The organism is Neisseria sp. P0009.S007 (genome assembly GCF_051962515.1).
Map to the genome: position 1 here is coordinate 1 of NZ_JBQCVF010000946.1, position 374 is coordinate 374.

1 protein-coding gene is annotated in these 374 nt (G+C 45.5%); it reads right to left on the reverse strand.

What is annotated here, in order from left to right:
- Nucleotides 1-150: 150 nt before the first annotated feature.
- Nucleotides 151-374: FAD-dependent oxidoreductase (locus tag ACTHS3_RS17240; protein WP_440368670.1), on the reverse strand; the 224-nt coding region annotated here is incomplete at its 5' end.

Sequence of the window (374 nt, forward strand, 5' to 3'; positions counted from 1 at the left end):
TTCAGACTAACACTTTTTAATGCGCATGATAATAGTTATTATTTATTTTATTGATTGGATACATGGATTTTGAAACAAAAGGCCGTCTGAAAAATGATTTTCAGACGGCCTTTACATTTAAAATGCCGCTAAACCTTAGCGCTTTCCAGCTTAAGCCTGATAGCGCGACAGGCTCAAATCGTCGCTTCGGATTTCGGTGTCTTTGCCGCTCACGATATCGGCAGTTAATTTTGCCGAACCCAGCGACATGGTCCAGCCCAAAGTACCGTGGCCGGTATTTAGGAATAGGTTTTCAAAGCGGGTGCGCCCGATTAGCGGCGTGCTGTCGGGTGTCATCGGTCTGAGGCCGCTCCAGAACAATGCTTGTTTCAAAT